The organism is Streptomyces sp. NPDC057854 (genome assembly GCF_042797055.1).
Taxonomy (GTDB): Bacteria; Actinomycetota; Actinomycetes; order Streptomycetales; family Streptomycetaceae; genus Streptomyces.
Map to the genome: position 1 here is coordinate 53,093 of NZ_JBHVMF010000007.1, position 25,137 is coordinate 78,229.

Annotated in this window: 25 protein-coding genes; 12 read left to right on the top strand and 13 right to left on the bottom strand. The window is 76.1% G+C overall.

The window, feature by feature from the left end:
• Window positions 1-15 precede the first annotated feature (15 nt).
• The 6 genes from ACFVQZ_RS12320 to ACFVQZ_RS12345 form a co-directional block, all read right to left on the bottom strand.
• Window positions 16-1,395 carry an FtsX-like permease family protein gene (locus ACFVQZ_RS12320; RefSeq protein ID WP_383621778.1) on the bottom strand — a complete coding sequence of 460 codons (1,380 nt, stop codon included), beginning with the start codon at window positions 1,393-1,395 and terminating at the stop codon, window positions 16-18.
• A gap of 5 nt (window positions 1,396-1,400) precedes the next feature.
• A complete protein-coding gene (locus ACFVQZ_RS12325) occupies window positions 1,401-2,153 on the bottom strand; it encodes an ABC transporter ATP-binding protein (protein ID WP_383621440.1) in 753 nt (250 codons plus the stop codon).
• 132 nt (window positions 2,154-2,285) lie between these two features.
• On the bottom strand, window positions 2,286-3,740 hold the full coding sequence (locus tag ACFVQZ_RS12330) for a SulP family inorganic anion transporter (RefSeq protein WP_030498189.1): 1,455 nt from the start codon (window positions 3,738-3,740) through the stop codon (window positions 2,286-2,288).
• 295 nt (window positions 3,741-4,035) lie between these two features.
• Window positions 4,036-4,515 carry a carboxymuconolactone decarboxylase family protein gene (locus ACFVQZ_RS12335; protein ID WP_030498188.1) on the bottom strand — a complete coding sequence of 160 codons (480 nt, stop codon included), beginning with the start codon at window positions 4,513-4,515 and terminating at the stop codon, window positions 4,036-4,038.
• Window positions 4,516-4,702: 187 nt separating this feature from the next.
• Window positions 4,703-4,858 carry a hypothetical protein gene (locus tag ACFVQZ_RS12340; protein WP_030498187.1) on the bottom strand — a complete coding sequence of 52 codons (156 nt, stop codon included), beginning with the start codon at window positions 4,856-4,858 and terminating at the stop codon, window positions 4,703-4,705.
• Window positions 4,859-4,914: 56 nt separating this feature from the next.
• Entirely contained in the window at window positions 4,915-5,472 is a 558-nt protein-coding gene (locus ACFVQZ_RS12345) for an SRPBCC family protein (RefSeq protein ID WP_383621443.1), read from the bottom strand.
• 172 nt (window positions 5,473-5,644) lie between these two features.
• Here ACFVQZ_RS12345 and ACFVQZ_RS12350 point away from each other — a divergent pair, with 172 nt between their 5' ends.
• On the top strand, window positions 5,645-7,144 hold the full coding sequence (locus tag ACFVQZ_RS12350; RefSeq protein WP_383621445.1) for a TerD family protein: 1,500 nt from the start codon (window positions 5,645-5,647) through the stop codon (window positions 7,142-7,144).
• Between the two features lie 22 nt (window positions 7,145-7,166).
• Here ACFVQZ_RS12350 and ACFVQZ_RS12355 read toward each other — a convergent pair whose 3' ends face one another.
• Window positions 7,167-8,405: an ROK family transcriptional regulator gene (locus tag ACFVQZ_RS12355; protein ID WP_383621447.1), complete on the bottom strand. Its 1,239-nt coding sequence runs from the start codon at window positions 8,403-8,405 to the stop codon at window positions 7,167-7,169.
• 159 nt (window positions 8,406-8,564) lie between these two features.
• Between ACFVQZ_RS12355 and ACFVQZ_RS12360 the strand changes: the two genes are divergently transcribed.
• A complete protein-coding gene (locus ACFVQZ_RS12360) occupies window positions 8,565-8,864 on the top strand; it encodes a hypothetical protein (RefSeq protein ID WP_030493262.1) in 300 nt (99 codons plus the stop codon).
• Window positions 8,865-8,980: 116 nt separating this feature from the next.
• Here the strand turns inward: ACFVQZ_RS12360 and katG are convergent, their stop codons facing one another.
• On the bottom strand, window positions 8,981-11,170 hold the full coding sequence (gene katG, locus ACFVQZ_RS12365; RefSeq protein ID WP_383621449.1) for a catalase/peroxidase HPI: 2,190 nt from the start codon (window positions 11,168-11,170) through the stop codon (window positions 8,981-8,983).
• Window positions 11,171-11,318: 148 nt separating this feature from the next.
• Entirely contained in the window at window positions 11,319-12,359 is a 1,041-nt protein-coding gene (locus tag ACFVQZ_RS12370; RefSeq protein ID WP_383621782.1) for an amidinotransferase, read from the bottom strand.
• A 312-nt stretch (window positions 12,360-12,671) separates the two neighbouring features.
• Here ACFVQZ_RS12370 and ACFVQZ_RS12375 point away from each other — a divergent pair, with 312 nt between their 5' ends.
• The 6 genes from ACFVQZ_RS12375 to ACFVQZ_RS12400 all read left to right on the top strand — a co-directional run bounded on the left by ACFVQZ_RS12375 (window position 12,672) and on the right by ACFVQZ_RS12400 (window position 18,231).
• Window positions 12,672-13,487 (top strand): alpha/beta fold hydrolase, encoded by an 816-nt coding sequence (locus ACFVQZ_RS12375; protein ID WP_051787550.1) that lies wholly within the window; start codon window positions 12,672-12,674, stop codon window positions 13,485-13,487.
• A 105-nt stretch (window positions 13,488-13,592) separates the two neighbouring features.
• Window positions 13,593-15,425 carry an ABC transporter ATP-binding protein gene (locus ACFVQZ_RS12380; protein ID WP_383621451.1) on the top strand — a complete coding sequence of 611 codons (1,833 nt, stop codon included), beginning with the start codon at window positions 13,593-13,595 and terminating at the stop codon, window positions 15,423-15,425.
• Between the two features lie 188 nt (window positions 15,426-15,613).
• Window positions 15,614-15,889: a hypothetical protein gene (locus ACFVQZ_RS12385; RefSeq protein WP_030493267.1), complete on the top strand. Its 276-nt coding sequence runs from the start codon at window positions 15,614-15,616 to the stop codon at window positions 15,887-15,889.
• 90 nt (window positions 15,890-15,979) lie between these two features.
• Window positions 15,980-16,951, top strand: coding sequence for an LLM class F420-dependent oxidoreductase (locus tag ACFVQZ_RS12390; protein ID WP_383621453.1), 972 nt, complete (start codon window positions 15,980-15,982; stop codon window positions 16,949-16,951).
• A 107-nt stretch (window positions 16,952-17,058) separates the two neighbouring features.
• The gene (locus ACFVQZ_RS12395) at window positions 17,059-17,547 is read left to right on the top strand and encodes a hypothetical protein (protein WP_383621455.1); all 489 of its coding nucleotides are present in this window, start codon (window positions 17,059-17,061) and stop codon (window positions 17,545-17,547) included.
• A 66-nt stretch (window positions 17,548-17,613) separates the two neighbouring features.
• Complete coding sequence (locus tag ACFVQZ_RS12400; protein WP_383621457.1) at window positions 17,614-18,231, top strand: TOPRIM nucleotidyl transferase/hydrolase domain-containing protein; 618 nt, start codon at window positions 17,614-17,616, stop codon at window positions 18,229-18,231.
• 22 nt (window positions 18,232-18,253) lie between these two features.
• On the opposite strand, the gene ACFVQZ_RS12405 is transcribed toward ACFVQZ_RS12400, so the two are convergent.
• Window positions 18,254-18,823 (bottom strand): TetR/AcrR family transcriptional regulator, encoded by a 570-nt coding sequence (locus ACFVQZ_RS12405; protein ID WP_383621785.1) that lies wholly within the window; start codon window positions 18,821-18,823, stop codon window positions 18,254-18,256.
• 53 nt (window positions 18,824-18,876) lie between these two features.
• On the opposite strand from ACFVQZ_RS12405, the gene ACFVQZ_RS12410 reads away from it, so the two are divergent.
• From ACFVQZ_RS12410 to ACFVQZ_RS12420, 3 genes are all read left to right on the top strand, one after another.
• Window positions 18,877-19,215 carry a DUF1707 domain-containing protein gene (locus tag ACFVQZ_RS12410; protein WP_383621459.1) on the top strand — a complete coding sequence of 113 codons (339 nt, stop codon included), beginning with the start codon at window positions 18,877-18,879 and terminating at the stop codon, window positions 19,213-19,215.
• A 30-nt stretch (window positions 19,216-19,245) separates the two neighbouring features.
• Window positions 19,246-19,389 (top strand): hypothetical protein, encoded by a 144-nt coding sequence (locus tag ACFVQZ_RS12415; protein ID WP_383621461.1) that lies wholly within the window; start codon window positions 19,246-19,248, stop codon window positions 19,387-19,389.
• Window positions 19,390-19,497: 108 nt separating this feature from the next.
• A complete protein-coding gene (locus tag ACFVQZ_RS12420; protein WP_321192529.1) occupies window positions 19,498-20,058 on the top strand; it encodes a hypothetical protein in 561 nt (186 codons plus the stop codon).
• 31 nt (window positions 20,059-20,089) lie between these two features.
• On the opposite strand, the gene ACFVQZ_RS12425 is transcribed toward ACFVQZ_RS12420, so the two are convergent.
• Window positions 20,090-21,289 carry a nitric oxide synthase oxygenase gene (locus tag ACFVQZ_RS12425; protein ID WP_081958930.1) on the bottom strand — a complete coding sequence of 400 codons (1,200 nt, stop codon included), beginning with the start codon at window positions 21,287-21,289 and terminating at the stop codon, window positions 20,090-20,092.
• 113 nt (window positions 21,290-21,402) lie between these two features.
• Entirely contained in the window at window positions 21,403-21,804 is a 402-nt protein-coding gene (locus ACFVQZ_RS12430) for a hypothetical protein (protein WP_036413979.1), read from the bottom strand.
• Window positions 21,805-21,952: 148 nt separating this feature from the next.
• Between ACFVQZ_RS12430 and ACFVQZ_RS12435 the strand changes: the two genes are divergently transcribed.
• Window positions 21,953-23,842 (top strand): hypothetical protein, encoded by a 1,890-nt coding sequence (locus tag ACFVQZ_RS12435; protein ID WP_383621788.1) that lies wholly within the window; start codon window positions 21,953-21,955, stop codon window positions 23,840-23,842.
• 28 nt (window positions 23,843-23,870) lie between these two features.
• Here the strand turns inward: ACFVQZ_RS12435 and ACFVQZ_RS12440 are convergent, their stop codons facing one another.
• A complete protein-coding gene (locus ACFVQZ_RS12440) occupies window positions 23,871-25,043 on the bottom strand; it encodes a PP2C family protein-serine/threonine phosphatase (protein WP_383621463.1) in 1,173 nt (390 codons plus the stop codon).
• Between the last annotated feature and the right edge of the window lie 94 nt (window positions 25,044-25,137).

The following is a 25,137-nucleotide window of genomic DNA, read 5'->3' on the forward strand; positions in this document are numbered from 1 at the left end:
TCCCCCGCACCCCTCTCACTCACCATCACCGGCCGCCACCCCCTCCGTCGCCGGGCCGCGGATCGCCCGTACGCCCGTCGCCAGGATCACCGGGACCGTCAGCGCCGCCGCGCCCGCCGCGATCCACCCGCAGACGGCCACGGGGACGGAGGGGACGGCCGAGCCGGTCACGGCCGTGCTGAACGCGGCGGACGCCGCCGCCGCGACGCCGGCGCCCAGCAGCACGCCCACCAGTGCGGTGAGCACGGCCTCCACGGTCAGCATGCGCAGCAGCTGCGACGAGGTCGCGCCCACCAGCCGCAGCAGGGCGAACTCACGGCGCCGGCCGGCGGTGACGGCGACCAGGGTGTTGACCGTGGAGACGGCCGCGAAGCAGACCAGCAGGGCGAGTTCGGTCTGGCGCAGCCAGGTGTCGGTGGCCGAGGTGACGCTGGACGCGGCCATCCCCGGCGCGTTCTCGGCGGTGCTCGTCATGATCGACATGGTGCCCGACAGGCCGACGAGCAGCGCGACCGGCACCACGGCGGACGACAGCCGCCGGGCGTACCCGCGCAGGTTGGCGTCGGCTGCCCAGCCGGTCCGGGGGGCCAGGAGCCGGGCCGCCGCGCCGAGTGCCGCCGCCGGCGGGCGGGCCGCGACCGGGCCGAGGAGGGCGACCGCGACCAGCAGCACCAGTGAGCCGAGCAGCGCCGCCTGCCCCGCCTTGTCGGCCTCGTCCGCGGGCCGGGTGGCCGCCAGCCGCAGCAGCAGGCCGCCGCCGGCGAGGGCCGCGGTGCCGGCGAGCAGCCGCGGCAGCCCGGTCCGGGCGTGTTCGGTCGTACTGGCGGCGAGGGCGGCGGCGGGCGCGATCCGGGAGACGCGGCGGGAGGCGACGGCCGCGGCGGCCAGGCCGACCGCGAGGGTGGCGGCCAGGGCCACCGGCATCGGCAGCGGCAGGAGACCGTCGGGCACCCGCAGGCCGGGGGCGGCCATGCCGCGCCGCTGGAGTTCGGCGAGGAGGCCGCGGGCCGCGGCGGCGCCGGCGGCCCAGCCCGGCAGGGTGACGAGCAGCGTCGTCGCGACGACCTGGCCGCGGACCAGTCGGCGCGTCTGCCGCGGGGTGGCCGCGACGGTCCGCAGCAGGGCGAGTTCGCGGTGCTGCTGCCGGACGGCGAAGCCGAGCGCGTTGACCACGACGAAGAACGCGACGAGGACGGCGATCTCGCCGAACGCGCCCGCGATCACCGCCAGGCCGGGCCCGGCGACCGCCCGCCGGACCTCCTCCCCGGCGGTGAGGTCGGCGGCCAGGAGCAGGCCGAACGCCGTCAGGGTCCCGATGGCCAGGAAGAGGGCGACGGCCAGGCCCGCGAAGGAGGCGGGGCGCCGGCGCATCGGCGTGAGCGCGAGGGCGATCACCGGGCTCACCCGCCCAGCCGGCTCAGGCGCTCGGCGACGCGGGCGGCGGTGGGGCGGTCCAGCTCGTCCACGAGGACCCCGTCGGCGAGGAGCAGCACCCGGTCCGCGTAGCAGGCGGCGACCGGGTCGTGCGTCACCATCACGCAGGTCTGCCCCTCCTGGTCCACCCCGGCGCGCAGCAGGGCCAGGATCTCGTGGCCGGTGGCCCGGTCGAGCGCGCCGGTCGGTTCGTCGGCGAAGAGCACCCGGGGGCGGGTGACGAGGGCGCGGGCGATGGCCACGCGCTGCTGCTGCCCGCCGGACAGCTGCCCGGGCCGGTGCCGTGCGCGCCCGGCGAGCCCGACGCGGGCGAGCGCGTCCCGCACCCGGTCGCGGTCGGGGCGGGCGCCCGCCAGCCGGCCCGGCAGTTCGACGTTCTGGGCCACGGTCATCGCCGGCATCAGGTTGAAGCCCTGGAAGACGAAGCCGACCAGGCCGCGCCGCAGTTCCGCGAGCCGCCGTTCGGGCAGCCGGGAGATCTCCGTACCGCCCCACCAGACCGAGCCGGCCGTCGGCCGGTCCATGCCGGCCAGGCAGTGCAGCAGGGTGGTCTTGCCCGACCCCGACGGCCCCATGACCGCCGTGAACGTGCCGGGCGCGAGCGCCACCGACACCCCGTTCAGCGCCTGTACGGCCGCCTCGCCCCGCCCGTACACCCGCCGCAGTCCCTCCGCCCGCGCCGCCGCTTCCGTACCGATGTCCTTCGCCGTTTCGATCATGCGTCCATCGTCGGCGGACCGGCCTCGCCCGGGCGATGGTGCCCGCCCCCGAACCGGGGGTTCGGAAAACCGAACGGGGGCGGGGCGGAGGCCGGACCCCGAGCCGCGGACGGGTCGGCCGGAGCCGGCGTGTCAGGGCGCGGCGGTGGCGCCGAGGCGGCTGCGGAGGGCGGTGGCGGCGGGGTCCAGGCCGGTGAGTTCGACGGTCTTGCCGCGGCGGGCGTACGCCGCCTCGACGGCGTCCAGCGCGGCGACGGCCGACGCGTCCGTGACGCGCGCGCCGGACAGGTCGAGCACGACCCGGCCGGGGTCGCCGGCGGGGTCGAAGCGGTCGGTGAACGCCTCGGCGGAGGCGAAGAACAGCTCGCCGGAGACGCGGTACACGACGGTCGTCCCGTCCGGGTCGGCGACCGGGGTGACGGTGGTGCGGCGGGCGACCCGCCGGGCGAAGACGAGGGCGGCGGTGACGGTGCCGACGACGACGCCGAGCGCGAGGTTGTGCGAGACCAGGACGCAGGCCAGCGTGACGAACATGACGACGGTCTCACCGACGGGCGCGCGCCGCAGGGTGCGCGGGGCCACGGACTCCCAGTCGAAGGCGGCGACGGACACGATCACCATCACCGCGACCAGCGCGGCCATCGGGATCCGCGACACCACCGGCCCGAGGACGACGCACAGGACCATCAGGAACACGCCGGCGAGGAAGGTGGAGACCCGGGTCCTGGCGCCGGCCACCTTCACGTTCATCATGGTCTGGCCGATGACGGCGCAGCCGCCCATGCCGCCGAAGAGTCCCGTGACGACGTTGGCGACGCCCTGCCCGACCGACTCGCGGGTCTTGTTCGACGGGGTGTCGGTGAGGTCGTCGACGAGCTTCGCCGTCAGCAGCGACTCGACGAGGCCGACGAGGGCGACGGCGAGGGCGTACGGGGCGATCGTCGCCAGCGTGCCGGCGGTGAACGGCACGTCGGGCAGGCCGGGCACGGGGAGCGCGGACGGCAGCGCGCCGCGGTCGCCGACGGTCGGCACGGCGATGCCGGCGGCGACCGTCACCACGGTGAGGACGGTGATCGTGACGAGCGGCGCCGGGATCAGCGTCGTCACCTTCGGGAAGAGGACGAGCAGGACGATGCCTGCCGCGATCAGCCCGTAGACCGCCGCGGGCACGTTCCGGGTCTCCGGGAGCTGGGCGAGGAAGACCAGCGCGGCCAGCGAGTTCACGGAGCCGACCAGCACCGGGCGCGGCACGAACCGCATCAGCTTCGCCACCCCGGCCAGCCCCAGCACGATCTGGAAGACGCCCGCGAGGACGACGGTGGCGATGAGGAACTCGACGCCGTGCTCGCGGTTGACCGGCGCGATGACGAGCGCCACGGCCCCGGTGGCGGCCGACACCATGGCCCGCCGTCCGCCGACGACCGCTGTCGTGACCGCCATGGTGAAGGAGGCGAAGAGGCCCATCGCCGGGTCGACGCCGGCGATCACCGAGAAGGCGATGGCCTCGGGGATCAGCGCCAGCGCGACGACGAGCCCCGCGAGGACTTCGGTCCGCCACACCCGTGGATCGCGCATCCAGTCGGGCATAGGGGAGCGGAACCGGGAGACGGCGGGGGTGGGGGCGGAGGCGCGGGCGCCGGTGGCGGGCGGGGCGGAAGGCAAGACGGCGGGACCTGTCGTACGGGGGGAGGGGGAGGCGATCCCCGGGCGGCGCGGCGGCCGGGGCGGACCGGGTGACCCGGGTGACCCGGGTGACCGGCTGAACCCGGAGACCCGGAGACCTGGAGACCGGAGAGGCGACCGGGTGAATCCGGAGACCCGGAGACTTTACCCGCCCGCGCCGCCTCGGGCCGACCGCGTGTTCGACGACGGCGGGGCGGGGTCAGCTCTCCCGCACCGGGTGCTTGCTGAGGATCGAGACCCGGTTGAAGGCGTTGATGGTGATGGCCACCCAGATCACGGCCGAGAGCGCGGCGTCGTCCAGGACCTCGCGCGCCTCGGCGTAGGCCCGCTCCTGCGCGTCGGCGTCGGCCGGGTGGGTGGTGGCCTCGGCGAGCGCGAGCGCGGCGCGCTCGCGCGGGGTGAAGAGCGCGGTGTCCCGCCACGCGGCGAGCACGCCGAGGCGGCGCGGGGTCTCGCCGGCGGCGAGCGCGGCGCGGGTGTGGGTGTCGAGGCAGTAGGCGCAGCCGTTGAGCTGGGACACCCGCAGGTTGACCAGCTCGACGAGGACGCGGTCGAGACCGGCGGCGTCGGCGGCGGCCCGGACCGTCTGGGCGGTCTTGACGTACGCCTTGAAGGCGTCCGGGGTCTGCTTGTCGAGGAAGATCCGCTGCCCGGCCGGTGCCGCCACGGCGTCGCTCACTGTCCGCTCCTTCGTCGTGCCTCGCCTCGCCCCGGCCGCGCGGGCCGCGGGCCGGGTGTGTGCGGCCATCATCCCCCGACGGATGGTTGAAAATCAAACAATCAAGCTGCATTCGAGACGCGGACGGACCGGGAGCCCGCCACCCGCTGAGGGCGGCGGGCTCCCGGGGGTCGGGGCCGGCGCGGATTCACCAGCGGTACCACCGCGAACCCGAGCCGCGGAAGAAGAAGCCGAGCACCCACAGCACCAGCACCGCAAGGGCGACGTACCAGAGGGCCTCGACGGCGAAGCCGGTGCCGAAGAGCACCAGGATCAACAGGAGGACGAGCAGAATCGGGACCATGACCAGGGCCTTTCGGGTGTCGGGATCGGGGGCGGACCGGGATCGGGCGCCAAGGCTCAGGGGGGCGGCATCGCGGGGCCGGGGGGACCGGAGGGCGGGGGCGGGGGTGGAGGCGGAGCCGGCGGTACGGCGCCGGGCCCCGCGCCGGAGGAGCGCACCGCGCCGGCGGGCCGGAGCCGGCCGCGCCAGCCGCCGGTCGCCGCGTGCCGGTCCTCCACGAAGTCCTTGAACCGCCGGAGGTCGCCGGACACCCGGCTGGACACCACGCCCAGCGCCAGGGCCGCCTTCTCCGCCGGCCCCTCGGGCTCCACCTCCATCGCCAGCCGCACGCGCGTGTGCGTCGCGTCGACCGGCTCGAAGGTCACGACGCCCCGCTGTCGCAGCCCGCCGCCCACCGTGCGCCAGGCGATCCGCTCGTCCGGCACCTGGTCGACGATCTCGGTGTCGAAGGCGCGCCGGACCCCGGCGATGCCGGTCCGCCAGCGCAGGTGCCGGTCGTCGGTCTGCCGCACCGCCACCACGCCGTGCATGAAGCGCGGGAACTCCTCGAACTGCGTCCACTGGTCGTACACCCGCCGCAGCGGCGCCTCGACCAGGATCGTGCCGCGGACCACGTCGCCACCTCCTCGCACGGCCGGGCGGAACCGGCGTCACACCCCGCGAGTGCCCCGTCGCGCGCGGACCACTCGCGCGAGCCCGGCCCCGCGGCACTTGTCCAGGGACCGCGCGTCGCGGAGGATCTTCCTCGAACGACCGGGCGGGGAACGAGGGGAAGGGGCGGGGCGGATGACGACGCTGATCAAGGGGGGCAACGGGTTCGTGCCCACGGTGCCGTTGCGGATCGCCGTCCGCGGCCGGGGCGTCGACGCCATGGCGCTCCTGCTCACCGGGCAGGGGCTCGTCCGCGGCGACGCCGACGTGGTCTTCCACGGGCAGCCCGCGCACCCGAACGGCGCCGTGCGGTTCGCCCGCGCCGAGGACGGCGGCGACTGGCTGGAGGTCGCGCTGCCGGCCCTCGAACCCGGCGTCGAGCGCGTCCTCGTCGTCGGCTCCACGGACCGGGGCGCCCTCCAGGACGTGCCCGGGCTCGCCGTGGAGGCGTTCGCCCCCGACGGCACCCCGGTGGCCCGCTACGACGTGACGGACGCGGCGGGGGAGACCGCGATGGTCCTCGCCGAGCTGTACCGGCGGGCGGGCGGCTGGAAGTTCCGGGCCGTCGGACAGGGCTGGGCCCACGGTTTGGCGGGCCTGGCCACCGACCACGGCGTCCACGTCGCCGACCCGGACCCGCGGCCGGCATCCGCCCCTGCGCCCACACCCGCCCCCACGCCCACACCCACGCCCGCGCCTCTTCCCGGAGCGCAGCCACCCGCCCCGCCCTTCGCGACCCCGGCCCCCGCACCAGAACCCGCCCCGGCCCCCGCCTTCGCGCCGCCGCCCGCCCCCTACGCGCCGCCGCCCGCGCCCCCGGCCCCCGTACCGGGCTTCGCGCCCCCGGCCCCCGTACCGGGCTTCGCGCCCCCGGCCCCCGTACCGGGCTTCGCGCCCCCGGCAGCCGCGCCGGGCGCCGTGCCCCCGCAGCAGCCGGCGCCGCCACGGGACGACACGTGGGCGTACGGGCCGGTGTTCACCCCGTACGTCGAGACCGGGCGCGACAACGACGTGATCACCGTCGACGGACTGCCGCCCGGCCCCGTCGTCGTCGAACTGGAGGTGCCCGACGCCGGCTACACCGGCCTCGACGTCCTCGACAAGCGCAACAAGGAGCAGGACAACCTCGTCAACAGCACCGAGGACCACTACGTCGGGCGGCTGCTCACCACCGTCCCCAAGAGCGGCACCCTCCGGCTCCGGCTCCAGGCCGACGGCCGCTGGCGGATCGTGGTCTCGCCGCTCGCCTCGGCCCGCCGGCTGACCGAGCGGGAGCAGGAGTTCCGGGGCCCCGACGTGCTGCTGCACACCGGCGGCGTCGCCGACCTGGCGATCCACTACCGCGGCGACTCCAACCTCATCGTCAACCTCTTCGAACTCGCCGGGCACGAGGACCACGCCGAGCTCCCGGACGACGACAACGTGGTCAACGAGATCGGCCGCCGGACCGAGAAGGTGCCGCTGCCCGAGGGGCCGCTCGTCGTCCAGTTCGAGCACGCGGACGGCCCGTGGACCGCCCGGCTCAAGCGCGTCCAGCCGCGCACCGGCCCGCTCTTCCCCGACGGCACGCCCGCGAACCCCTGGCAGGCGCCGCCGCCCGCCGCCGACCGCAGGGGCTGGTTCCACCGCCGCTGAGCCGACGCCGGCCGAGCGGACGTCAGAGGACGGGGCCGCCGCCCACCGGCGGCGGCCCGCCGAAGACCTCGTCCCGGGCGGCCGTCAGCGCCAGGTCGAGCGCGCCGGCCAGCACCGGGTTCCCGGCCACCTCCGACAGGCGGATCACGGCCCGCGAGTGGGAGAGGACCCGCAGCTCGCGCTCGACCAGCGCGCGCAGCGGCTCGCCGCCCGCGGCGCACAGCCGCCCCGCGAGGACGACGAGCCCGGGGTCCACGACCGTGACGATCGACGCGAGACCCGCCGCGAGCCGGGCCGCCACCCGCCCGAGCCCCGCCCGCGCCGCCTCCGCACCGGACGCCTCCGCCGCACCCGCCGCACCCTCGTACCCGGCCCGGCGCACCGCCTCCGCGACCGTCTCCGCGAAGTCGGCGCCCGGCACCCCGTGGGCGTGCAGCAGGTCCCGTACGGCGTCCCCGCCCGCCAGCTCCTGGTAGCCGTGACGGCCGTACGGGCCGCCGGCCTCGCGGGCCGTCGGCGCGCCGGGCAGCGGCAGGTAGCCGACCTCGCCCGCGCCGCCGAAGTGGCCGCGGTGCAGCCGCCCGTCGAGGACGAGCGCCGCGCCCAGCCCCTCGTCCGCCCACAGCAGGACGAAGTCCCGGCAGTCGGCCGCCGCGTGCGCCCGCTCGGCGACGGCCGCGAGGTTCACGTCGTTCTCGATCCGGACCGGCAGCCCGAGCTCCGCGCCGAGCGTCCGCTCCACGTCCGGGAAGAACCAGGCCGCCATGTCCTCCTCGCTGGCGTGGGCCAGCCGGCCGGTCGTCGGGTCCACCGCGCCCTGCACGCCGACCACCACCCGCCGCGGCGGCTCCGGCGTCGGCACCCGGCCGAGCGCCGCGCGCAGCGCCGCCACCAGCGCCTCCCGGCCGGCCGAGGCCGGCGGTGGCGCCTCCGCCTCGCCGAGCACCGCGCCGGTGACGTCGGCCGTCCGGACCGCGATCCACTCCGGCGTCACGTCCACGGCCGTCGCGTAGGCCGCCGCCGGATTGACCCGGTACGTCTCCGGGACGCGGCCCGGCAGGCCGGTGCGCAGCCCGTTGCCGACCACCAGGCCCGCCTCCTCCAGCCGGGCCAGGACCTGCGAGGCGGTCGGCTTGGACAGGCCGGTGAGGCGGCTGATCTCGGGGCGGGTCAGCGGTCCCTGACGGAGCAGCAGGTGGAGGGCGGCGCGGTCGTTGACCGCCCGGACCAGTCCGGGGGTGCCGCGGACGAGCTCGCTCAACTGCCCTCCGCAACGCGCGTCGGCCTCGGTCGGGACGATCAGCCTACAGCGCGGCCCCGGGCCCGTGGGCCGGTCCGGCGGGCGGGGCGCCGTGGCCCGTTCGGAGGACGCCGGGGGCCCGTCGCGTGTCCCTCCGGCGGAACGTTCCGTTGTGGGGGCGTGACCTCATCTCGACGCATCTCCTCGGTCCTCGCCGTCGCCGCCGCGTTCTCGTGCCTCGGCGGTGCCGCCACCCAGGCCGCCGCCGCTCCGGCGGGGCCGCTCGGACCCCCGATCAGCCCGATCGCCGAACTCGACGGCCTCGCCACCACCGGCATGACGGACGAGGCCCGCGCCGGCTACCCCGGCGTCCGCGAGCAGCTCGGCGGACTGAGCCGCATCAACGAACTCCACCAGCTCCACCAGCTCACCGACCAGGCGGCGCCCGTCCTGGGCGTGCTGCCCGAGATCTCCACCTGACCCACCGCCCCTCCGGGGAATCCGCCCCTGGGGAATCCGGCGCCCGGACGGCCGCAGCACGCCCGTCCGGGCGCCGGTCCGCGTCCCCGGGGACACGGACCGGCCGGCCGGGTGGGTCAGCGCAGATCGAAGCGGTCCAGCTCCATGACCTTCGTCCACGCGGCGACGAAGTCGCGGACGAACTTCGCCTCCGCGTCCCGCGCGGCGTACACCTCCGACAGCGCGCGCAGCTGGGCGTGGGCGCCGAAGACGAGGTCCACGGCGGTGGCCGTCCACCGCAGGTCGCCGGTGGCCCGGTCCCGGCCCTCGTAGACGTTCTCGTCGGAGTCCGAGACCTTCCACTCCGTCCGCATGTCCAGCAGGTTGACGAAGAAGTCGGTGGTCAGGCTGCCCGGGCGGTCGGTGAGGACGCCGTGGCGGGCCCCCGCGTGGCCGGTGTCGAGCGCCCGCATGCCGCCGATCAGCGCCGTCATCTCCGGGGCCGTCAGCGTCAGCATGCTGGCCCGGTCGAGCAGCAGCGTCTCCGGCGACAGCTTCTCGCCCGGCTTCAGGTAGTTGCGGAAGCCGTCGGCGCGCGGTTCGAGGACCGCGAACGACTCGACGTCGGTCTGCTCCTGCGTGGCGTCCGTCCGCCCGGGGGTGAACGGCACGGTCACCGGGTGGCCCGCGTCCTTCGCGGCCCGCTCCACGGCCGCGCAGCCGCCCAGCACGATCAGGTCGGCGAGCGAGATCCGGGTGTTGTCGCTCCGGCCGGCGGCGAACTCGTCCCGGACGGTCTCCAGGGTGCGGAGCGTCTCGGCCACCTCCGGCACGTCGTTGACCGCCCAGTCCTTCTGCGGCGCGAGCCGGATCCGCGCGCCGTTGGCGCCGCCGCGCTTGTCGGTGCCGCGGAAACTGGCCGCGGCGGCCCAGGCGGTGGTGACCAGCTGGGGGACGGTCAGCCCGGAGGACAGGATCCGCTCCTTGAGCGCGGCGATCTCCTCGTCCCCGACCAGGTCGTGGTCGACCGGCGGCACCGGGTCCTGCCACAGCTGCGGCTCCGGCACCCACGGGCCGAGGTACCGCGACAGCGGCCCCATGTCGCGGTGGAGCAGCTTGTACCAGGCCCGGGCGTAGGCGTCCGCGACGAGTTCCGGGTTCTCGTGGAAGCGGCGGGCGATCGGCTCGTACACCGGGTCGGCGCGCAGCGCCAGGTCGGTCGTCAGCATCATCGGCGCGTGCCGCTTCGACGGGTCGTGCGCGTCCGGGACGGTGTCCTGCGCCGCCGGATCGGTGGGCTTCCACTGCTGGGCGCCGGCGGGGCTGGTCGTCAGCTCCCACTCGTATCGGAAGAGGTTGTCGAGGTAGCCGTTGTCCCACCGGGTCGGATGGTTCGTCCAGGCGCCTTCGAGGCCGCTGGTGAGGGCGTCGCCGCCGGCGCCGGTGCCGGACGCGTTCTTCCAGCCGAGGCCCATCTGCTCGATCGGCGCCGCCTCCGGCTCCGGGCCGATGAACTCGGGGCTCACGGCGCCGTGGCACTTGCCGAAGGTGTGGCCGCCGACGATGAGCGCGACGGTCTCCTCGTCGTTCATCGCCATCCGGCCGAAGGTCTCCCGGATGTCACGGGCGGCGGCCAGCGGGTCCGGGTTCCCGTTCGGGCCCTCCGGGTTGACGTAGATCAGGCCCATCTGGACCGCGCCGAGCGGCCCCGACAGCTCCCGGTCGCCGCTGTACCGCTCGTCGCCGAGCCAGGTGTCCTCCGGCCCCCAGAAGATCTCCTCCGGCTCCCAGATGTCCTCGCGGCCGAATCCGAATCCGAAGGTCTTGAATCCCATGGATTCCATCGCGCAGTTGCCGGCGAAAACCAGGAGATCGGCCCAGGAGATCTTCTGGCCGTACTTCTGCTTGACCGGCCAGAGAAGCCGGCGCGCCTTGTCCAGGCTCGCGTTGTCCGGCCAGCTGTTCAGCGGTGCGAAACGCTGCGCGCCGCTTCCGCCGCCGCCCCGGCCGTCGGCGATGCGGTACGTGCCCGCCGCGTGCCAGCTCATCCGGATGAACAGCGGACCGTAGTGGCCGTAGTCCGCCGGCCACCAGTCCTGCGAATCCGTCATCAGCGCGATGACGTCCCGCTTCAGCGCCTCGATGTCGAGGCCCGCGAACTCCTTCGCGTAGTCGAAGTCCTTGTCGAGGGGGTCGGCCTGCGGGGCGTTCCGATGGAGTACGGAGAGGTCCAGCTGGTTCGGCCACCAGTCCCGGTTCGTCCGGGGCCGGGTGTCCTTCGGGGTGGGGGAGGGAATTGCCGGGTTCTCGCTCTCGCTGCCGGTCACGTACGGCCTTCTTCCTGTGTGCTCGCTCTTTCCCGCCGCCGGCCGGGATTTCTCACGGCGGCGCGTCCGTATGGTCGCGCACACCCGTCCTCCGGGCCCGCGGAACACGCGGGGAGCGGCGGCCCCGGGACGGCGGAAAGGAATCGGCTCAGGAAGCGGCGAACGGATCGGGGCCGCCGCGCCGCACGTCGAGGGTGGCGCAGTGGAAGGAGCCGCCGAACGGCGCGTAATGCAGGAGATCGCAGGGCACCGGCTCGAATCCCCAGCGTTCCAGGGCGCGCAGCATTCCGGTGTGGTGCCGTTCCGCCACGACCCGCTTCTCGTCGAGCATCAGCACGTTCATGCTCAGCCACCGGCCGCACATCGAGGTGAGCCGCAGCAGCCGGTCCGGCAGCGGGTCGGGCTCCGGCGCGGTCAGGATCTCCCAGTCGTCCAGGACCGGCGGCAGCCGGCCGGGGTTGACGTACTCCGGGTTCACCAGCGCCCGGCGGGGACCGAGCGGCATGAACGTGGTGTCGATGTGCATGGGGGTCCGGCAGCGGCTCTCGATCTCGTGGATCCGGTACCGCGGCCCGAGATGCCGGCGCAGCCACGCGATGCCCATGCGGTTGGTGACGTTGCTCGGCGTCACGAACAGGTCCCGGCCCGCGCGGACGAAGTCGGCCGCGTCGAAGACCGGCTCGAACTCCGTCACCAGGCGGCGCACCGGCTGCCCGGGCGGCGACACCCGGAACGCGGGGTCGAAGAGCTCGTCCGTCAGCTGCGGCCGGGGCGCCGCCGTCCAGCGGGCCCCGCCCCGGAAGTACTCCTTCAGCAGCGTGCGGTAGGCGTGCGTCTCGAAGTACCGGCACGGCCAGGCCATCGGCGTCTCGATGATCTCGTCGCCGACGACGAGCATGCTGTCGCGCGGGCAGGCGGTGCAGAAGCCCCGCGACGACCACTCGGGGGTCCCGAACCGCCGCCGGTGGACCACCGGATCCGGCCGCCGGACCGTCACCCCCAACGACTCCAGCAGCGCGACGAACCCCTCGACCTCCTCCTCCGCCTTCCCGACCAGCGCCCGCGGATAGCGGAAACCGGCGGCGGCGCCCTGGAGCCGCGCCGCCCACGCGGGCATGGTGCAGCGGACCGCCGGATGCCGCGACGGGATGGTGGCGCCGTCGACCCGCCCCACCACGACCTCCTCCAGCGGATCCCATTCGGTGTACGAGAGGACCGGCGACCTCGCCGCGGTCTCGGCCCCCGCGACGGGGGCGGCGGACGGGGCGGGCGGCGGGGCGGGCGGGGAGAGCTCACGGGAGCGGAACCGGAAGGGCGTCACGACTGCCTCCTGCGGGGCCGGCGGCGCGGCACCGGACGCCGCGCGCGCAGAGCGCGGCTTCCCCGGAAGGTCCTCCCGCATGCCCCGCCCGGTGCGGCGGACCGGATGCGGGCGCCCGCCCCGGGTTGAGGGCCCGGAGAACCGTTTCTACGCTGGGGCGGGGGAGACGGGAGGGTGCCCATGGGCGCCGTCGTCGTGCACCGCGCCGTCCTCGGCGGCGGACGGCCGACGCTTCCGTACGCGGAGGCGGGCCGCGCCGGCAGCGGGCCCCCGGCCGTCCTCGTCCACGGGTACGCCGACTCCTGGTGGAGCTTCGAACCGGTGCTCCGGTCCCTGCCGTCCGCGGTGCACGCCTACGCGCCGACCCAGCGCGGCCACGGCGACGCGGACAAGCCGGCGGAGGGATACCTCCCGGACGACTTCGCCGACGACCTCGTCGCCCTCCTCGACCACCTCGGCGTCGAACGGGCCGTCCTCGTCGGCGGCTCCAGCGGCGGCGTCCCGGCCCGGATCGTCGCCGGCCGGCGCCCCGACCGGGTCGCCGGCCTCGTCCTGCTCGGTGTCCCGGCCGTGCTCGCCGGCAAACCCGGCGTCACGGAGATGTGGGAGACCGTCCGGACCCTGGAGGACCCGGTCGGCCGGGAGTTCGCCGCCGCGTTCACCCGCGGGCTCGCCGCCGGCCGGGTGGCGCCCGGCCTCCTGGAGACCATGGTCGACGAGAACCTGAAGGTCCCGGCCCGCGTCTGGCGCGAGACCCTGCGCGGCCTCCTGGAGACCGACCTCGCGGCCACGCTCACCGGGATCCTCGTGCCCACCCTGGTCGTCTGGGGCGACCGCGACCCGCTGCTCACCCGTTCGGACCAACAGCTGATCCTCGACGCCGTCCCCGACTCCCGGCTCCTCGTCCACGAGGGCGCCGGACACCTCCTGTACGCGGAGACCCCGGAGCGCGTCGCCCGCGAACTCGCCGCCTTCACCGCCGCGCTGAGCCGCTGACCGTACCGGAACCGGCCGCGCCGCCCGGAAAATCCGTGGACCGGCCGGTCCGTCCTCCGCCACACTCCGTGACCGTATGCGCCGGAACGACGACGGAAGGTCGCGATGGGAACACCAGAACAACCCAGCGGCGGGCCGGGCGCGGGCCCCGTCCGCCTCGCACTCCGCCATTACGGGGGAGAACTGCTGCGGCTGCGGTGGGTCGCCGCCCCCGCGCTGCTGCTCCCGGCCCTCGGGAACATCGGCATCCTCTACCTCGCCCCCCTCATCGTCGCCAAGCTCGTCGGCCAGGTCGCCGACGACGGCTCGGCCACCCTCGACGCGGTCCTGCCCTACGCCCTCGCCTTCGCCGGCGTCATGCTCCTCGGCGAGGCCCTGTGGCGGATCGGACTCCACTGCCTCAACCGGCTCGACGCCCGCGGCATCGAGCACCTCTACGTCGTCGGCATGGACGAACTCCTCGCCAAGGACGCCACGTTCTTCCACGACAACTTCGCCGGCTCCCTCACCAAACGGGTCATCAGCTTCGCCGCCCGCTTCGAGGAGTTCGCCGACACCCTCGTCTTCCAGATCATGGGCCGCATGGTCCCGCTGCTGTTCGCCGCGGTCATCCTGTGGCAGTACGACCCGCTGCTCGTCGTCGGACTGTTCGTCATGATCACGGTCACCGCCGTCTGCGTGGTGCCGCTGATCCGCCGCCGGCAGCTCATCGTCGCCGAGCGCGAGGAGGCCATCGCCCGGGTCTCCGGGCACGTCTCCGACGTGCTGGCGAACATGGACACCGTCCGCGCCTTCGCCGCCGAGGAGCGGGAGGCCGCCGAACACCGGTCCCGCGTCGCCGAATCGCGCCGGATCACCCTGCGCTCCTGGGACTACGGCAACCTGCGCATCGACACCCTCGTCGCGCCGCTCTCCGTCGTCACCAACGTGCTCGGCCTGGTCCTCGCCCTGACGCTCGGCGCGGGGGAGCGGGGCGTGGAGGCGATCATCGTGGCGTTCACGTACTACGCCAACGCCACCCGGATCATGTTCGAGTTCAACCAGATCTACCGGCGCCTCGAAAGCTCCATGACGGAGGCCGCCCAGTTCACCGCGCTCCTCCTCGAACCGCCGACCGTCGTGGACCCGCCCGCGCCCGAGCCGCTCGCCGGCCCGGCCGGCCACGTCCGCTTCGAGAACGTGCACTTCGCCCACCGGGGCGCGAAGCCGCTGTTCGAAGGGCTCGACCTGGACGTGCCCAGCGGCACCAAGGTCGGCTTCGTCGGCCGGTCCGGCGGCGGCAAGACCACCCTCACCCGGCTGCTGCTGCGGATGACCGACGTCGACGCCGGCCGGATCCTGATCGGCGGTCAGGACATCAGCCGCATGCGCCAGTCCGACCTGCGCGGCCTCATCGCCTCCGTACCGCAGGATCCGGCCATGTTCCACCGCAGCCTGCGGGAGAACATCGCCTTCGCCCGGCCCGGCGCCACCGAGGCCGAGATCCGCAGGGCCGCCGAGGCCGCCCACGTCACGGAGTTCGCCGACGCGCTGCCCGACGGCTTCGACACCCTGGTCGGAGAGCGCGGGGTGAAGCTCTCCGGCGGCCAGCGGCAGCGCGTCGCGCTGGCCCGGGCGATCCTCCGGGACGCGCCGATCCTCCTCCTCGACGAGGCGACCAGCGCCCTCGACTCCGAGAGCGAACTCCTCGTCCAGGACGCCCTGTGGCGCCTGATGGAGGGCAGGACCGCGCTCGTCGTGGCCCACCGGCTCTCCACCGTCGCGGGCATGGACCGGCTCGTCGTCCTCGACCGCGGCCGGATCGTCGAGCAGGGCGACCACCACCAACTCCTCGCCGCCGACGGGGCGTACGCCAAGCTCTGGCAGCACCAGTCGGGCGGCTTCCTCGACGACGCCGCGCCCGAGCGGACCGCACCCGAGGCCACCATGACGCACTGACCCGCACACCCGGCCCGACCAGCGGGTTCGCCGGACCCGCCGGTCCGGGCGGCTGCGGGCCGTGCGGGTGCGGACACGGTCCGCGTCTGCCAGCCTGGTGCTTGCGTGCCGGCACAACGCCTTGACGGAAACCGCCCGTCCCCCCGCCCCCGGGCGGCGGGGACGGCGTACGACGGAAGGAGGCGGTCATGCTCATCGGCCACGCCTTCGAGGAAGGCGTCCTGCACCTGTCGCTCCCCGGCGACCTCTCCCTCACCAGCCGCTCCGCGGCCGACCTGGAGGCCGAGGCCCTGGCCCTCGCCCACCGTCCCCGGCACGTCCGGGTCCAGCTCTCCACCGCCGACCCCAGCCCCGCCTCGCTCAGCGTGCTCTCCAAGGTGCGCCGCTTCTGCGAGAACGTCCGGATACCCCTCACCGTCGTCGGCCCCGTCGCCGTGGCCGCCGCCCCACCCCGTCACGAATGACCCCGGCCCCCGGCGCCCGCCGCCGGGGGCTTCCCGCCCGGACCGCCGCCGCGCCGTTTACGACCGCGCGGCCCCGGCAAGGCGCCGCGCATGACGAATTTCGGCTACACGATGATGACCGAGCAGGCGGGCCCCCGTGAGCTCGTCGACCACGTGGTCGAGGCCGAACGCGTCGGCTTCGACTTCTCCGTGATCTCCGATCACTCGTTCCCCTGGCTCGACGCCCAGGGACACGCCCCGTACGCGTGGAGCGTGCTGGGTGCCGCCGCCCAGGCCACCAGCCGCATCCCGCTGATGACCTTCGTGACCTGCCCGACCTTCCGCTACCACCCGGCCGTCGTCGCCCAGAAGGCCGCGACGCTCCAGCTCCTCTCGGAGGGCCGGTTCCGGCTCGGCCTCGGGTCCGGCGAGAACCTCAACGAGCACATCACCGGAGAGGGCTGGCCCACCGCCCGGGTCCGCCTGGAACGCCTGGAGGAGGCCGTGGACATCATCCGCGCCCTCTTCACCGGCGAGTACGTGAACCACCACGGGCGCCACTACGACGTGACCGCCGCCCGCCTCTGGGACCTGCCCGACCAGCCGCCGCCGATCGGGATCGCGGCCTCAGGCCCCCGCTCCAGCGCGCTCGCCGGCCGCCGCGGCGACCTGCTCGTCGCCGTCGAACCGCGCCGCGACCTCACCGAGGACTTCGACCGGCACGGCGGCTCCGGGAAGCCCCGGATCGGCCAGCTCGCGATCTGCTACGACACCGACCGCGACGCCGCCGTCGCCCGCGCCCACGAGCAGTTCCGCTGGTCGCTCGGCGGCTGGCGGGTCAACCCGGAGCTGCCGCTGCCGAAGAGCTTCGACCAGGCGTCCGGGCACCTCACGCCCGAGGACGTGGCCGAGGCGATCCCCTGCGGCGACGACCCCGACGCGGTCGTGAAGGCCGCCGACGCCTACCGCGAGGCCGGCTTCACCGACCTCGCCCTCGTCCAGATCGGCGGCGGCCACCAGGAGCCCTTCCTGGAATGGGCCCGCACCACCCTGCTGCCCGCCCTGCGCGCCTCCGACGGCTGACGGCGCCCCCCGGCCGCCGGACGGGCGTCCTTCCCCGGGATGCGGGCCGCCGGGCCCTGCCGTTGACTGGGCCCGACGACCGCACGCGAGCCGAGGGAGACCACGACATGACCGGACGCTGGGTACGGGGCGCCGCCGGCGGCCTGCTGGCCGGAGCCGTGCTGCTGACCACGGCCGCCTGCTCGGACGACGGCGACAACCCCGTCTCGGGGGCCGTCAGCGAGGCCGCCTCGGCCGTCGCCTCCGCCGCCGAGGGCGTCTCGGACGCCGCCCGGCAGGCCGCCGACAAGGCCGAGAAGCAGCTGTCCGAGATCAAGAACGGCGTCGACGCCAAGGACGACGTCACCCTCGGCGACGTGGCCACCGACGCCGACGGCCGCACCACCGTCCCCGTCACCGTGGACAACAAGGACGACAAGACCCGCTCCTTCGCGGTCCAGGTGCAGTTCAAGGACGGCGACGACAAGGTCGTCGACACCGTCGTCCTCACCCTCTCCGACGTGCCGGCCGGCAAGCCGGGCGACGGCACCGCCCGCAGCACCCACAAGCTCTCCGGCACCGTCACCCCGTCGGTCGGCACCGCCCTGCGCTACTGACCCGGCGCAGGCCCGCCGCCGGGAAAACCGGTACCGTCCGGCCCGCCGAGCGCCCAGACTCGCCCCATGACCGACATGGACGCCTTCCGGGCCGAGGTCGCCGCCTGGGCGGCCGGCGGACCCGGCGACCCCGCGCGCGAGCGCGCCGCCCGCCTCCCCGTCCGCACCGCCGTGCTCCTCGAAGGGCGCAGCGACGTCGCCGCGGTCGAGGCGCTGGCCGCCCGCCGGGGCCGCGACCTCGCCGCCGAGGGCGTCTGCGTGCTGTCCATGAACGGCGCCACCAACGCCGCCCGGCACGCCCGGCTGCTCGGCCCGCCCGGCCTCGGCCTGCGCCTCACCGGCCTCTGCGACGACGCCGAACGCTCCCACTACGCGCGCGGCCTCGCGGACGCCGGGGCGGACCCGGACGCCTTCTTCGTCTGCATCGCCGACCTGGAGGACGAACTGATCCGCGCCCTCGGCGTGGCGCGGGTCGAGGAGCTGGTGCACGCCGAGGGCGAGGGCCGCGCCCTGCGCACCTTCCTGAGCCAGCCCGCCCAGCGCGACCGCAGCCCCCTGCTGCGGATGCGCCGCTTCCTCGGTACGACGGCCGGGCGCAAGATCCGCTACGGGCGCGTGCTCACCGAGGCACTGGACCCGGCCCGCGTGCCCGCACCCCTGGACGGCCTGCTCGCCTCCCTCTGACGCGCCCTGTGCTTCAGGCGGGTCAGCCGGCGGGGGCGAGGGCGTCGAGGGCGGCGTCGAGCGCGGCGAGCAGGGCGGGCGCCTCGCCGGGGGCGTAGAGCAGGCGCAGGGCGAGGCCGTCGGAGACGGCGATCAGCGCGTCGGCGGCCGGCCCGGGCCGCGGGCTGCCGGCGGTGGCGAGCCGGTCGGCCAGGGCGTCGCGGAGCTCCCGGTCGACGCGCTGCCGCGCCTCCGCCAGCCGCGGGTGGTGTGCCGCGTGGACCGCGAAGGCCAGCTGGGCGGCCGTCTCGGCGCGCCGCTCCCGGTCCAGCGGCAGGGTGGTCAGGATGAGGGCGCGCAGGGCCGGCCGCAGCGCGAGCCCCGGGTCGACGGCGGCCATCCGCCGCTCGATCCGCTCCCCGGCCAGCTCGGAGGCGAACAGCAGCAGCTCCTCCTTGCTGCGGAAGTACTTCTGCACGGCACCGGGGGACCGGCCGCTCGCCGCGGCCACCGTCCGCACGCTCACCTGGTCGAGCCCCTCCTCACCGGCCAGGCGCAGCAGGGCGGCGCCGATCTGGCGGCGCTGTTCCGACCGGTCGACGGTTCTGGGCATCGTCACGCTCCGGACTTTAGGATACGGTCGTATTCTAACGAAGGGGGGAGCCCATGGACCAGCAGCCCGACCACCCTGCCGACCCGCTCCGGAAACCGGACCCCGCCCCGGGGCGGCCGGTCCCCGAGCGCGCCGCCCCCGAAGGGGCCGCCTCCGGACGACCGGTCCCCGAGCTGCGCGTCTCCGACCGGGAGCGCGACGCCGCCGTCGACATCCTCGCCGCCGCCCTGGCCGAGGGCCGGCTCCTGCCGCACGAGCACGCCGCCCGCGTCGAGGCCGCCCTCCGCGCCCATACCGCCGGCGAACTCGCCCCCCTCACCGCCGACCTGCCCGCCCCCCGGCCCACCGCCGAGGAACGCAAGCGCAAGGAAGTCGCCGAGTGGTACGCCTAATGGCGCCACTGGCTCGGCGGCCTGCTCGTCATGACGGTGATCTGGGGCGTCACGTGCGTCAGCGACGGCGAGCTGAACTTCTACTGGCCGGTGACCCCGCTCGCCATCTGGGCGGCGGTCATCGTCGCCGCCGCGCTCCGGCCGAGCGACGGCAAGGGTGACGACAGCGCCTGACACGCCGGGAGAGGACGCGTCGCGCCCCCGTCTTCGGGGTAAACAGAGACCGAACGCCTCCTCTCCCGAACGGACTTGTGCGCGTTGAGCATGCCACTCGGATCCCGTGTGCCAGGCAGGACCTGGACGATTCGCCTCACCGGCCACCACGACCACTCGGCGCGGGTCAGCTGCACCACCGCGGGCTGCCGCATGCCGGACCGCTCCAAGGACGTGCGCGCGCTGCGCGCCTTCGCCGCCGAGCACGTACGCGCCCACGCCCGGCTGGCCACCCCGCGGCCCAACGCCTCGTGCGCCTGCGGGGGAGCCGGCTGCCGTCACCACGCGTCCCGGGCCCTGTGCTCCGGCCGCACCCTCCTCGTCCTCATCCACAACCCGGCCGTCGGCGAGGTCTGGACGCTCGCCGAGATCTGCGAGGCGTGCGCCCCGCTGATCACCCACGCCCGGGTCGTCGCCCGGGCGGCGAGCCCGGCCGAGACCCGCAGACCGGAACGGGTCCCGGAGCCCCGGACCGCGGCACCGGCCGCCCCCGGCGGCGGCCCGGCCGTCCCCGTGCTGTTCTCCTCGCCGGAGGCCGCCGGCGGCGCCGGCGACCCGGCCGGCCCCCGCCAGGGCCGCCGCCCCCGCCGGGGCGGCCGGGGGAACCGTACGGGCGGCGGACGGCACTGACCGGTCCGCACCCGGCCCCCGGCCCGCCCGGCTACCCGCCCCGGGGGACGAAGGCGGGGCGCAGGGACGGGTCGACCGGGTCGTAGTACCGGTGGAACACCGGGGTCGCCGCCCCCGACAGGGGCGGCACGATCCAGCTCCAGTCCGCCGGCGTCGCCCGGCCGTGCCGCCGCTCCCGCGCGATGTGCTTCAGGAACCGCTCGGACTCGGTGTGGTGGTCGGCCATCGTCACCCCGGCCTCCTGGAAGGAGTGCAGCACCGCCACGTTCAGCTCCACCAGCGCCCGGTCCCGCCACAGCGTCCGCTCCGACGAACGGTCCAGGCCCAGCTTCTCCGCGACCAGCGGCAGCAGGTCGTAGCGGTCCGCGTCCGCGAGGTTCCGGGCGCCTATCTCGGTCCCCATGTACCAGCCGTTGAACGGCGCCGCCGGATACCGCACCCCGCCGATCTCCAGCACCATGTCGCTGATCGCCGGCACCGCGTACCAGCGCAGCCCCAGCTCCGCGAACCACGCGTGCCCGGGATGGCGCAGCGGCACCTCCCGCACCGCGCCGTCGGGCAGCTCGTACCACTCCGGGCGGGCACCGGGCCGCTCCCGCACCATCAGCGGCAGCACCTGGAACGGCTCCTCCTCCCGCTTCCACCCGAGCTCCCGGGCGAGCGCCGTCGTCGCCGCCGCCCGCGGATCGCCGACCCAGCGGCCCGCCGCGGTGCGGTGGCCGGCGTACCGGACCAGCTGGTCGTTGACGATCCGGGGCGCCGGGCGGCCGGGCCGGTCCGGGGCGAAGACGGTGACGACCGGACGGATCCGCCCGCCGTTCTCCGCCGCCCGCAGGTGCTCGGCGCACGCGGCGGCGACCCCGTCCGCCGACGACACCGCGCGCAGGTCGCGGACGACCAGGCTGCTCCAGTAGAGCCGCCCGATGCAGCGGGCCGCGTTGCGCCACGCGACCCGGGCGCCGAAGGCCAGCTCCTCGGGCGTGTGCTCGTAGGTGCCGGTACGGGCGATCTCGGCCCGCACCTGGCGGACCCGGGCGTCCGCGTCCCCCGCGCCCGGGGTCTCCTCGTGGAACTGCCGGACGAACTCCTCCGCCTGCCGCCGGTCCACCCGCTCCGGCTCGCGCGGGGCGGCGGGCGGCGGGACGGCGGCGGGGGCCGAGGGGGCGCCCGAGTAGGGGCAAGCGGCACCAGCGGGCGCGCCCGCGCGGCGACGGATCAGACTGAAGACCACGGTGTTTCCTCCCTGGCCCCATGACTACCGTACGGATTCGTCCGACTGTGGAGAGTGTTCGAACTTCGCCAGGAAGAGCGGCCCGTCCTGCTAAGGTGCCCCGCCGCCGCGCCTCACAGCGCCGTGAGCACGTCCTCGCGGACCCGCTCCAGCACCAGCCCCCCGTCCAGCCGCACCCGGGCCGTGCCGACCGGCCGCCGGTTCCGGTACGCCTGCCACGCCGGCTCCAGCGCCCGCGCCTGCTCCTCCGCCCGCTCCCGGCTCGCCGGCGGCATCTGGGCGCCGAACGACTCCAGCAGCCCGGTCAGGCGCTCGTACTCGGCCGCCTCCGGGTCCGGCCGCGCCTCCTCCGGCGCGTCGACCCGCTCGACGACCCCCTCCGCACCCGCCCCGAGCAGCAGCGCCCCGGCGACCGCCGCCGGCTCCCCGGCCGGGTCGCCGGCCGCCGTGACCGTCCCGGCCAGCCTCAGATCGACCGCGAGGCGTACCCGCCTGCCTGGTGTGAGCGTCGTCATCCGGCCTTCTTAGCACGGCATCCGGCCTTCTGAGCACGGCGGGGCGCGCCCCCGCCCGCGGGGACGCCGGGAGTGACGCCCCGCGGGGACCGCTCGTTCTCCGTGCGTGCAGCAACTCCACGCCTTCCGCGACCGCCCGGCCACGGACATATCCGGTCCGCGCCCCTCACGGGACGCCGCCGAGGCCGCGCTCGTCGAGCACTACCCCGCCCTCGTCCGCCTCGCCCACCTGGTCCTGCCGCCCTCGCTCGGCCGCCAGCGACGGGTCCTCACCGCCCACGCCACCGTCCAGCGGGCCCTGCCCCGCCGCCGGTCCGCCCGGTCGACCCGGTCGGCCCCCGTGCCCCCGCCGCGGACGCCGCGGGAGGAGGCCCGCGCCTGGCTCCGCGCCCGCGTCGTCGCCCGCGCCCTCGCCGCCCGCGCGGCCGGCCCGGCGGCGCTCGCGCTGCCCCGCGTCACCGGACTGCGGCTCTTCCCCCGCGCCGGCGGCGGCGACGAACTCGCTCTCGACCGGGCCCTCGCCGCCGTCACCCCCGAGACCCGGGCCGCCCTCGCCCTCACCGTCCTGGAGGAGCTCACCCCGGAGGAGACCGCGGCCCTGCTGTCCGCGGCCGGGGCGCGGGACCCCGGACGGGCCCTCGCCGCCGCCGAGGAGCTGCGCGCCGCCGTCCCCGGGGACCTCGCCGCCCTGCTGCGCGGCCCCGAGTTCGACCCGTGCACCGTCCACCTGCGCCCCACCGACCTGCTCCGCCGCCGGCGGCGCGGCCGGGTCGCGATCCTGGCGGCCGCCCTTCTCCTCACCGCCGTCCCGCTGGCCGCCGGAGCCCTGCGCACGCAGGCGCCGCCGCCCGCCGCGGCACCGGCCGCGCCCGCCGCCGACCCGGCGGCGCTCCTCCGGACCGACCCCGAACGCTGGGCCGACACCTCCCGGGTCGACTTCACCGCCTGGCCCGCCCGGGGCGCCCGCGGCGGCGACACCGCGCTCCTCGGCCGGGCCCTGGCCGCCTGGGCGGAAGGGGAAGCCGTTCCCCGGACCACCCCGGGCACCGCCCCCTCGCCCCCGTCCGCTCCCCCCGCCCTGCTGTACGCGGGCGACGTCGACGGCGCCGCCGTGGTGCTGCTCCACGACGGCCTCCGGCTCGCCCGCTACACCGAGCCGCCCACGGGCCGGCCGGAGCTCGTGCTGGCCCGCGCGGACGACGCCGACGTCACGTCCGCGGCCTCGGTCGTCCTCTCCCGCACCGGCGCGGGCACCCGCTACCTCCTCGCCCCCTGGATCGCCGAGGCGGGCGTACGCGACCTGGGCGCCCCCGCGACCCCCGCCCGGAAGCTGCCCGTCGCGCGGGACGGGGTCACCGCACCCGTCCCCGCGCCCGGGCCCGCCGCCGCGTGCGCGGGGACCACCGTGCTCCAGCTGCGCTCCTCGTCCCGGATCGTCGAGGACCACGCCTTCCTCGTCGCCGACCTCGGCGGCCTCGGCCCCGCCCACCTCACCTGGACGCCGCTCCCGGCGCCCGGCGTCCCCTCCCGGCAGCCACGGGAGGCCGCGGGGCCGCTCGGGCTCGCGGCCTGGGCGCGCTCCGGCTGCCTCCTCGGAGACCTCCGGGACTCCGGCGTCCGCTCCGTCAACCGCTGGGAGTTCGCCGCGCAGGAGCTGCCCGAACGGGCGGGCCGGGCGCTGTGGACGTGCCTGCGCGCCGAGACCTGGGAGGGCACGGGGCGGGTGGACGTCCTGCTGGAGACACCGGCCCGCGTCCCGGCCCCGCCGCGTCCCCTCGTCACGGTCCCGGACACCGCGGCCTGCGGGCGGTTCGGGCAGCACGTCCTCGCCGGCGGCCCCTGGACGGCCCCGTCGGGCACCCGCTACCTGCTCGCGGCGGGCAGCCGGCACGTCACGGCGATCACCGCGGGCGGCGCCGTCCGGGCCCACGCGCGGGGCAGGCTGCTCGCCGTCCGCTCCGCCGCGGAGGGCGCGGTCGTCCTCGACGGGCGGCTCGCCGGCGGCGGCGTGCTGCGCGGCTGGACGCCCGCCGGCTGACCGGTGGGCGACCCCGGAGCCGGCCGGGTCAGGCCGCTCGGAGGGAGCCGGCCAGCGGCTGCGACGGGACGGGCCGGACGGCCGCGGCCGGCCCGTCGCGGACCACCAGCAGGGCCGTGGTGTCGTCGTCCAGACCGTGCGGGCCGAACCGGTCCAGGTCCTCCCGCAGCAGCTCCGGGATGCGGTCGGCCGGCTGGTCCGCCCAGGCCCGCAGCCGCCGCTCCAGCGGATAGAACGCGCCGCTCGCGTCCCGGGTCTCCGAGACGCCGTCGGTGAACATCAGCAGCCGGTCCCCGGGGCCGAACGGCACCTCCTCCACCGTGAACGCGGCGTCGACCGGCACCGGCAGGTGCACCGGCACCGACGGCGCCGAGAACTCGACGGTCTCCACCGTCCCGCCCCGCTGCACCACCGGCGCCGGATGCCCGCAGCTCAGCAGCCGGATCACCGGCCGGTCGTCGGGGATCTCCGCGAGCAGCACCGTCGAGAAGCGGTCGGCCGCCTCCGACTGCGGGGCCCGTTCCGCGTAGCGCGCCATGCTGGCCTCCAGGCGCTGCGCGATCGCGGGCAGGTCCGGCGCCGTGTACGCGGCCTCCCGGAACGAACCGAGGAGCAGCGACGCCGCCTCCACGGCCGGCAGGCCCTTGCCCTGGACGTCGCCGAGCATGATCCGGACGCCGTCGCGGACCTTCAGCGCCTTGTAGAAGTCGCCGCCGACCTGCGCGCAGGCCGCGGACGTCTCGTACAGCAGCCGCAGGTCGACCGTGCCGAGGCGGGGCGGCAGCGGGCGCAGCACCGCCGACTGCGCGGCCTCGGCGACGGCGCTGAGCTGGCGCACCTCCGTCTCGCGGCGCTGCCGCACCCGGCTGGAGACGACCGCGGCCAGTACGACGACGGCGAGCACGACCTCGTTGCCGATCAGCGCGGGGAGCAGGTTCCCGCCGCGCACGGCGGCGGTGAGGGCCGTCGCGCCCATCGCGAGGGCGCCGATCGCGGCCGTGCCGCGGGCGGACCAGGTGGCCGCGGCGAGCGCCGGGGCGGCGACCAGGAAACGGTCGAACCGTTCGACCGGTGGGGTGAGGACATCGGCGACGGTGGCGAGGACGATCACCAGGAACGGCAGCGTCCGCCCCAGCAGGTAACGGAACTCCGCGCGGCGCGTGGGGGTCCGCCGCGGGTCCGCGATGGGCTCCGCAGACATGACTCTCCTTCGTCGGACTGCTGCCCGGGGGCGGGTCGCAAAGGCGTGCGTGCTGCCAGCATGCCGGGCGGTCCGGGCCGCCCGGCAGGGCCGT

Bases quoted from the DNA above. Each gene is read 5' to 3' on its own strand.
- ACFVQZ_RS12390 (WP_383621453.1), top strand. From the start codon at position 15,980: ATGACGAATTTCGGCTACACGATGATGACCGAGCAGGCGGGCCCCCGT.
- ACFVQZ_RS12405 (WP_383621785.1), bottom strand. From the start codon at position 18,823: ATGCCCAGAACCGTCGACCGGTCGGAACAGCGCCGCCAGATCGGCGCC.
- ACFVQZ_RS12430 (WP_036413979.1), bottom strand. From the start codon at position 21,804: ATGACGACGCTCACACCAGGCAGGCGGGTACGCCTCGCGGTCGATCTG.
- ACFVQZ_RS12395 (WP_383621455.1), top strand. From the start codon at position 17,059: ATGACCGGACGCTGGGTACGGGGCGCCGCCGGCGGCCTGCTGGCCGGA.
- ACFVQZ_RS12440 (WP_383621463.1), bottom strand. From the start codon at position 25,043: ATGTCTGCGGAGCCCATCGCGGACCCGCGGCGGACCCCCACGCGCCGC.
- ACFVQZ_RS12380 (WP_383621451.1), top strand. From the start codon at position 13,593: ATGGGAACACCAGAACAACCCAGCGGCGGGCCGGGCGCGGGCCCCGTC.
- ACFVQZ_RS12385 (WP_030493267.1), top strand. From the start codon at position 15,614: ATGCTCATCGGCCACGCCTTCGAGGAAGGCGTCCTGCACCTGTCGCTC.
- ACFVQZ_RS12415 (WP_383621461.1), top strand. From the start codon at position 19,246: ATGACGGTGATCTGGGGCGTCACGTGCGTCAGCGACGGCGAGCTGAAC.
- ACFVQZ_RS12410 (WP_383621459.1), top strand. From the start codon at position 18,877: ATGGACCAGCAGCCCGACCACCCTGCCGACCCGCTCCGGAAACCGGAC.
- ACFVQZ_RS12325 (WP_383621440.1), bottom strand. From the start codon at position 2,153: ATGATCGAAACGGCGAAGGACATCGGTACGGAAGCGGCGGCGCGGGCG.
- ACFVQZ_RS12340 (WP_030498187.1), bottom strand. From the start codon at position 4,858: ATGGTCCCGATTCTGCTCGTCCTCCTGTTGATCCTGGTGCTCTTCGGC.
- ACFVQZ_RS12400 (WP_383621457.1), top strand. From the start codon at position 17,614: ATGACCGACATGGACGCCTTCCGGGCCGAGGTCGCCGCCTGGGCGGCC.
- ACFVQZ_RS12330 (WP_030498189.1), bottom strand. From the start codon at position 3,740: ATGCCCGACTGGATGCGCGATCCACGGGTGTGGCGGACCGAAGTCCTC.
- ACFVQZ_RS12350 (WP_383621445.1), top strand. From the start codon at position 5,645: ATGACGACGCTGATCAAGGGGGGCAACGGGTTCGTGCCCACGGTGCCG.
- ACFVQZ_RS12375 (WP_051787550.1), top strand. From the start codon at position 12,672: ATGGGCGCCGTCGTCGTGCACCGCGCCGTCCTCGGCGGCGGACGGCCG.